At 36.4% G+C, this 6,556-nt stretch carries 6 protein-coding genes; 5 read left to right on the top strand and 1 reads right to left on the bottom strand.

Annotated features, from left to right (window positions below; all coding sequences use genetic code 11):
• Positions 1 to 250 precede the first annotated feature (250 nt).
• Both AC07XN_RS11690 and AC07XN_RS11685 read left to right on the top strand, forming a co-directional pair.
• Positions 251 to 1,459 (top strand): C10 family peptidase, encoded by a 1,209-nt coding sequence (locus AC07XN_RS11690; RefSeq protein WP_494743208.1) that lies wholly within the window; start codon positions 251 to 253, stop codon positions 1,457 to 1,459.
• An 11-nt stretch (positions 1,460 to 1,470) separates the two neighbouring features.
• Positions 1,471 to 1,938 (top strand): hypothetical protein, encoded by a 468-nt coding sequence (locus AC07XN_RS11685; protein ID WP_494743207.1) that lies wholly within the window; start codon positions 1,471 to 1,473, stop codon positions 1,936 to 1,938.
• Between the two features lie 363 nt (positions 1,939 to 2,301).
• Here AC07XN_RS11685 and AC07XN_RS11680 read toward each other — a convergent pair whose 3' ends face one another.
• On the bottom strand, positions 2,302 to 2,733 hold the full coding sequence (locus tag AC07XN_RS11680; protein ID WP_494743206.1) for a hypothetical protein: 432 nt from the start codon (positions 2,731 to 2,733) through the stop codon (positions 2,302 to 2,304).
• Between the two features lie 452 nt (positions 2,734 to 3,185).
• Here AC07XN_RS11680 and pdxA point away from each other — a divergent pair, with 452 nt between their 5' ends.
• The 3 genes from pdxA to AC07XN_RS11665 all read left to right on the top strand — a co-directional run bounded on the left by pdxA (position 3,186) and on the right by AC07XN_RS11665 (position 6,373).
• Complete coding sequence (gene pdxA / locus AC07XN_RS11675) at positions 3,186 to 4,217, top strand: 4-hydroxythreonine-4-phosphate dehydrogenase PdxA (RefSeq protein WP_494743205.1); 1,032 nt, start codon at positions 3,186 to 3,188, stop codon at positions 4,215 to 4,217.
• 212 nt (positions 4,218 to 4,429) lie between these two features.
• Complete coding sequence (locus AC07XN_RS11670) at positions 4,430 to 5,308, top strand: sugar phosphate isomerase/epimerase family protein (RefSeq protein ID WP_494743204.1); 879 nt, start codon at positions 4,430 to 4,432, stop codon at positions 5,306 to 5,308.
• Between the two features lie 135 nt (positions 5,309 to 5,443).
• Positions 5,444 to 6,373 carry an NAD(P)-dependent oxidoreductase gene (locus AC07XN_RS11665; protein WP_309923916.1) on the top strand — a complete coding sequence of 310 codons (930 nt, stop codon included), beginning with the start codon at positions 5,444 to 5,446 and terminating at the stop codon, positions 6,371 to 6,373.
• Positions 6,374 to 6,556: the final 183 nt, after the last annotated feature.

The raw sequence follows: 6,556 nt of genomic DNA, 5'->3' as shown, positions 1-6,556 counted from the left end.
TTGTATTTCTCCGCTTGACAATCAGAGATTGTCATTTATCTGACCCACGAAGTCGGAGATTTCGAGGAGCGAAGATAGAAATGCTAAGATTGACACGAGCAATACCACTCCACATTTTAAAGTTTTTTTCATTATCTTTTCAAAATATTTTTTTTTCAAATTAATATTTCTACATTTATCATGTAAATACTGATAATCTATTATAAATATATATAAATAACTTTTACACAATTTTTAAACATTAACTGAAATGAAAAAAAAATACCTATTTCTTCTAGTTTTTTCTATTTTCTTGGCATCTTGTTCTGTAGAAAAAGAAAATCCCACAATTCTTACACCTTCTACTTTTGTAAGTTTGGATGTTGCCAAAAAGTTTGCTACCGATTTGGTGAATCCGAATTCATCAAAAAATAATGGGGTAGGTTCAGAACTAACCATAAATAACCTTAAGTCTATCAAAAAAGTGGTTTCTGTACCAGATGAAAATGGTTTAACGGTATATTATATTATTACCTATTCAGAAGGTGGATTTATTATATTGTCTGCCGATAAAAAATTGGATCCTGTTTTAGCGTTTTCAGAAGTTGGAGATTTTAGTTTAGATACTAAAAGCATTCCTTCAGGTTTAGTCTATTGGTTAGCAACTACTAAAGAAACTGTAAAAAACATCAGGAAAGATAATAGCAGTAGAATAAAAGCTTGGGATTTAGAAGAAACCAAAAAAGCAATAGGGTTTGCTTCCAACGCTAAATCAAACTCAAGGATGAGTTACATAGACCCAGGAGATGGCGGTTGTTCAGACTACGTTACTGTGGTTGGGCCATTAACCTCTACAACTTGGGATCAAGGCTGTGGTTACAACGATTATCTGAATCTATCATGTAGTAATAACAATCAAGTCTGTTCATCTGGAGGAGCTTGTGGGAATCCTTTTACTGGTTGTATAGCCACAGCTATGGCTCAGATTATGAAAAACAAACAAAAGCCAAGTAGTTTTAGTTGGTCGAATATGCCATTGAGCTATGGCACCAGTACCACAGCAGCGTTGATGAAAGATATAGGTTGCAAAGTAAATATGAGTTACGGATGTTCTGGTTCTTCCGCCACAATGGAAGACGCTAAATATGCTTTTGTAAACTATTATGGATATAGTAGTGCTACCTTAGCCAATTACAACTATAATGTAGTTCAAAGTCAATTAAATAGTGGGCATCCAGTAATGTTATCTGGTGGAACTAACACTGGTTGGTGGATTTTTGGCTCATATACAAATGGTCATGCATGGGTGTGTGATGGCTACAGAGAGAGCTTTTATTGTGAAACAGGTACAACTTATTTGTTTCTTAATATGAATTGGGGCTGGGGTGGAACAGACAATGGTTATTATGGATTTAATAACTTTAATCCTGGTAGTTATACATTTAATGATTCTCGTAAGATGATTTATAACCTTTATTAATGCTTCTAGAGATGAAAAAAATAGTAGCTCTCCTCATAACTACTTTAATGTTTCAATGTAAAAAAGATGTTGCTGTGGAGTCAGTTGTAGTAGATACTTATGTGAATGTAAGTGTCATGAAAAATGGCAAAGATATGCTCAATCCAACTACCGTGGGAGGTTACGATTTAGCTTCTATTAAACTGGCTTATACTGATGATTTAGGCAATAGTATGGCTATCAGTACCGCACCCTTATTATACGAGGTTAAGGGTTCAGTATATTATCTAAGGATATTTGCTGGGGTTGATATACAGAAATCACGTTTTGTAGATAAGCAAAATATCAAAATTATTTGGTCTGATAATTCAGTTGATTTGCTACATTTAAATTTATATCAGTCTTATTCAAATTATTTAACTCAAAGCATTTTAATAAATAACAAAGAAGTGTGGAATGTTGATGCTAAAGTTGAAAAAAATATAGTAATCACTAAATAAGGCTTTTATAATGAGGTTATAAAGTTGTGATTGATAAATTTGATTGTTTAGCCCTTGGGCTAGTGGGTAAATAATTAAAATCAATTATTTTAGGTAAAACCACCACCTGTATTTTGGGGAATACTCCAAACATACAGGCGGTTTTGTTTTAGACGGCGATAGTGTTAATAATATTTTGGTAGGCTCTGATAGCTAATTGAGGGCTTTGCCTTATTTAGTCGCCCCGCAGTCGCTCGTATTTTACGAGTGACGCCTATCGTGTAAGCCCTCTGGGCGAACGTTGATGGAGAAAGGGTTTGTGATAAAGGTTTATCACCTTACAGGCGAATACCGACTGTCTATTATACAAGAAATAAATACCTTTCAGCCTTTGTCATCATCCTCAACTTGGCATTTTCGAAACGCTTCTAAAAAAGAATCTAAATCAAAATTTGCATCTGACGAAGATTTCCCTATACTGCTTGTCATAGCATCCAGACTATTAGTATCAATCGAGATAATATCTGCCCCTATAAAAAATGATTTTCCTTTTGATCTAATTTCAAAATAGTTTTCAAGGTAAATCTCTTTTTTACCTACTAAAATTTTGCGTGGCTTGTCATGTTTATATATTTTGATTCCCAAAAAATCTGTTTCTATACCTACGTAATAGGTTGAAACAAAGACTATGTCAATGTTTTGAAAAACACTTTTGTCTTGCTTGTTTATAACTACAGCTCTTAATAGTAAGCGGCGATGTGATATATTATAATCCCATAGTTGAAAAAACTCTTTAGATTCAAATATTTTTTCCATTTAATTGATATTTTACGTTCACTGCTTTACATCGTATGCAGTGTAGATGTAAGTCGAAAATAATGTAAATAATTGATAAATAATATTTAGTTATCAATACACTAGAGGAAAAAGGTTTGAACTCCCGCAGTCGCTCATATTTTACGAGTGACGCCTATCCGCATAAGCCCTCTGGGCAAACGTTGATGGAGCGAGAGTTTGTGATAGGGTCACGAATTATGAGTTTTTTATCTTACAACAGAAAACCGAAATCTGAGAACCGACTACCTATATCCCTAATCTGAAAACCGAAATCCGATGACCGACCGCCTACAGCCTCTTGCCTAAAGCCAATTTTTAATTTCTATGCCCCTGTTTTTATTTCCACTACTTTTAAGATAACTTGCAGTTCTAATTTACAGCATGGGGGAAATGTTATTTTCTAAGAAAAGCCCATCTACTTTACAAAAACAATGGAACAACAAAAACCAATCATAGGAATAACTTTAGGAGATTATAATGGGATAGGTCCTGAGGTAATTTTGAAAGCATTGACTAGCAACCGTATCTTGAAGATGTGTACGCCTGTTATTTATGGTTCACAAAGAGTATTTACTTATTACCGAAAAGCGTTAGATTTAAAAGATTGGGCGCTACACAGTATCCCGAATATCGACCAAATCAATCCGAAATTTACCAACGTCATTACGTGTTGGGACGACAAACAAACCGAAGTAAACCCCGGCAAAGTAACGCCTGAAGCTGGTGCTGCCGCTTTGGCTTGCTTACAAAAAGCTACGGAAGATTTGAAGGCTGGGCATATTCATGCTGTCGTGACGGCTCCTATCAATAAAAATAATATTCAATCAGCAGAATTTAAATTCCCCGGACATACTGAATATTTCACCGAAGCGTTTGAAGCTAAAGATTCTTTGATGTTTTTGGTGTCGGATGTGCTAAGGGTTGGGGTAGTCACTGGGCATATTCCTTTAGGAAGAGTGCGCGGGGCGATTACACAAGAAAAAATTACGCAGAAACTCAACCTGATGTTTACTTCTTTGATAGAAGATTTTGGCATTCAGAAACCTAAAATCGCTGTATTGGGATTAAACCCACATGCGGGTGAAGACGGACTATTGGGCAATGAAGAAAAAGAGGTGATTAGCCCCGTATTGGAACAATTCAGAAAAAAAGGAAGCTTGGCTTTTGGGCCTTTTCCTGCGGATGGATTTTTCGGAAATGCTCAATTCAAGCAGTATGATGCCGTTTTGGCGATGTACCATGACCAAGGGTTGATACCTTTTAAATATATTTCATTTGAAAATGGCGTTAACTTTACTGCGGGCTTGTCGGTAGTACGCACTTCGCCCGACCACGGTACGGCCTACGATATAGCAGGTAAAAATATAGCTAAAGAAACATCAATGCTAGAAGCCATCTTTACGGCCATTGATGTAATACGGAATAGAAAAGAGGTAGTGGCGGTTAGCGAGCAGGTAAACTAAACTTACTTTTAGGGTGAGGTTTAAATGCTTCAGTTCTCTTTAGAAAAGCTATTGAGTTTAATTTAATTACGTATCCCTAGCGAGGGACTTAAGTCCCTCGCTAGGGATTAAGCATTAATTCTCAAAAGAACCTTGCTTTCTCTTTATGGGTAAAGAAACAAAATACAAGGTTTCAACAATATTATTCAATCTAAATTCAACCTTAATTAACAATGTCAATCGAACAACAATCACGTCGTGACTTTTTGAAAAATAGCTTGTTAGCTACTGCAGGAGCAACGCTTCTTACTAATGATTTATGGGCAGCTAAAAAAGAGGCTCGTCATATTGGCGTACAGTTGTATTCTGTCCGTGATGCCATCAAAGTAGATGCTAAAGGTACGTTAGCTAAAATTGCTAAAATGGGGTATAAAGAAGTAGAAGGCTTTGGATATTCAGGCGGTAAGTTCTTTGGTTTAACGCCAGATGACTATGCTAAAACATTGGCTGACAATGGCTTGAAGATGCCATCTGCACACGCTATGGTTACTTCAAAAGACTATGCAAACGGACAGCTTTCGGATGATTTCAAGAAATTGGTAGAAGATGCTATCAAGGTTGGACAAAAATATGTGATTGCTCCGTATATGTCAGACCCTGACCGTTTGATTGGGAAGCAAATGGCTGAAACTTTCAACAAAGCAGGTGAATATTGCAAGGCATCAGGTGTGAAATTCGGATACCACAACCATGATTTTGAATTCAAGAAGTATAACGGCGAACAACTTTATACAACGCTTTTGAACAATACCGACAAAAACTTGGTAACATTCGAAATGGATTTATATTGGGTAGTAGTAGGCGGTGAAAAACCTGTAGAATGGTTTAAAAAACACCCAGGCAGATTTACACATTTCCACGTAAAAGACCACGATCCAGTTAAAAACGTGACCGTAGAAGTAGGAGAAGGCGATATTAACTTCCAAGAAATCTTTAATGCAGCTAAAATTGCAGGAACAAAATACTTTGTGGTAGAATTAGAAAACTACAAACGTACACCAATGGAGGGTATCGAAATCGGCTTGAACAACTTGAAAAAGTTAAAGTTTTAAGCGCTAATTTTTCTGTAAAGTATTAATCTGTTAAATTTGTAAACAGAAAAATGAACCTGTCACCTCTGTGGCAGGTTTTTTTAGTAACACTCGTGCCGAAGAGAGCGGAATTAATGATCGGTTCGAGCAACAATTATGAAGAAGAAAGTTTTAATAGCGGATGATATGCACCCAAGCATCCTGACGATGCTGGAAGAATTAGGTTTTTTACCCGACTACCAACCCAATATTCAACGGCCTGAATTATTGAATATCATCAAAGATTATGAAGGTTTATTGATTAGAAGTAAAACCAAAATAGACAAAGAATTTTTAAGCCATAACCAAAAATTAGCATTTATCGGAAGAGCAGGGGCTGGACTGGATTTGATAGACATCGAAGCAGTAGAGCAATTGGGCATTAAACTATTTGCTGCCAATGAGGGTAATTCTGATGCCGTAGCGGAGCATACGTTGGGGATGTTGTTGAGCTTATTCAATAAAATCAATTGGGCAGATGCGGAAGTACGCCAGAAAATTTGGTTACGCGAAGCCAACCGTGGTATCGAGCTAAAAGGCATGACGGTGGGCATTATTGGCTATGGCAACATGGGTAAGGCTCTTTCTGAACGATTGATAGGCTTTGGCGTAGAGGTAATTGCGTATGATTGTTACAAAACAGGCTTTTCGTCAAACTTGGTAAAGGAAGTCGAAATGGACGAAATCTTTGAAAAAGCGGATGTACTTTCGCTACACGTTCCGCTGAATCCTTCTACCAAAATGTTGATAAACGACGATTATCTGGCAAAATTCAAGAAGAATATTTTCCTGATTAATACCTCGCGTGGAGAAGTAGCCTCGGTGGCTTCGGTATTGAAACATTTGCAAAATGGAAAACTCAGAGGGGCTTGTTTGGATGTGCTGGAAAATGAAAAGATGAAGCAACTTTCTGCCGAACAGGAAAGTCAATATGACCAATTGTTTCAGTTGAAAAATGTAATATTAACCCCACATATCGCTGGCTGGACGGTAGAAAGCTATCAGAAAATTAATGATGTGTTGATTGAGAAGATAAAGGCGATGTAATATAATGATTTGAAGATTTGAGAATTTGAAGATTTGAAAATGATTATGATTAGACAACTTTTGAAAAGTTGTTTAATCTGTCTAATTCTATTTCTTTCTATTAGCCGGTGACTTAAGTCCTACTGATTACCCACAAGTATATAAATAACTAATAATCAATATCTTATCTCTAGCGAGGGACTT

Source organism: Arcicella sp. GW458-12-2-14-TSB2 (assembly GCF_059423785.1).
Note: the sequence above shows the minus strand (reverse complement) of the source record. Positions and strands in the feature narration are given on the sequence as shown.

Bases quoted from the DNA above. Each gene is read 5' to 3' on its own strand.
- AC07XN_RS11670 (WP_494743204.1), top strand. From the start codon at position 4,430: ATGTCAATCGAACAACAATCACGTCGTGACTTTTTGAAAAATAGCTTG.
- pdxA (WP_494743205.1), top strand. From the start codon at position 3,186: ATGGAACAACAAAAACCAATCATAGGAATAACTTTAGGAGATTATAAT.
- AC07XN_RS11665 (WP_309923916.1), top strand. From the start codon at position 5,444: ATGAAGAAGAAAGTTTTAATAGCGGATGATATGCACCCAAGCATCCTG.
- AC07XN_RS11680 (WP_494743206.1), bottom strand. From the start codon at position 2,733: ATGGAAAAAATATTTGAATCTAAAGAGTTTTTTCAACTATGGGATTAT.
- AC07XN_RS11685 (WP_494743207.1), top strand. From the start codon at position 1,471: ATGAAAAAAATAGTAGCTCTCCTCATAACTACTTTAATGTTTCAATGT.
- AC07XN_RS11690 (WP_494743208.1), top strand. From the start codon at position 251: ATGAAAAAAAAATACCTATTTCTTCTAGTTTTTTCTATTTTCTTGGCA.